1 protein-coding gene is annotated in these 715 nt (G+C 40.8%); it reads left to right on the forward strand.

The genetic code is table 11. The annotated features are described in order from the left end of the window. On the forward strand, window positions 1–680 hold a 680-nt coding region (locus ABN217_RS19335), incomplete at its 5' end, for a DUF4917 family protein (RefSeq protein ID WP_349459871.1). Window positions 681–715 lie beyond the last annotated feature (35 nt).

Below are 715 nucleotides of genomic sequence, written 5' to 3' on the forward strand. Positions count from 1 at the left end.
ACTCACTTATTGAGGTAATTGCTAATACTCATCCTCACCGCCCCGGAGCCATTGCGGATGATAGTTTCACCTTAACTAGAAGATTCCTCACTCGCTTCAACAATATATTTTCTCTCAATTACGACTTACTTTTGTATTGGGCTGTAAACAAATGGAATCTACCTCCCTTTAGACCAGATCGATGGTGTGGTATGAAAGATGGTTTTAATGGCGATGAATGGCAACAACGTACTCAAAACTTGCACTTTCTACACGGGGGCCTCCATCTCTACAATACTGAGCAAGGTATTTATAAACGGGTTTATGACCAAGAAGATTGGGATGCGATCGTTGACCAAGTAAGACGATGGTTAGATGCAGGAGAGTTTCCCCTTTTTGTGTCTGAACCAACCTACCAAAAGAAGCTTGAGAAAATCAAACATAATCCATATCTAAATGCTTGCTACCAAGCATTGGGTGAACTGAGAGGCACTCTCTACATTCATGGTGACTCACTAGCTCATAACGACAGACATATATTCGATCAGATTAATCGTAGTAGAGTAAACAAAGTCTTCATCAGTATCTTTGGAGATGAGAACCACGACTTAAACCGAGAAGTAATGGCAAACGCAGATAGATTTCTTGACCGTCGCATAGATATAGAGTTCTATGATGCGGCATCCACTCCTATTTGGTAGCCATTGATAAAGATGCATCTAAAACAATCCTGACA

It is taken from the genome of Proteus sp. fly-1067 (assembly GCF_040139345.1).
GTDB classification, from domain to species: Bacteria; Pseudomonadota; Gammaproteobacteria; order Enterobacterales; family Enterobacteriaceae; genus Proteus; species Proteus vulgaris_B.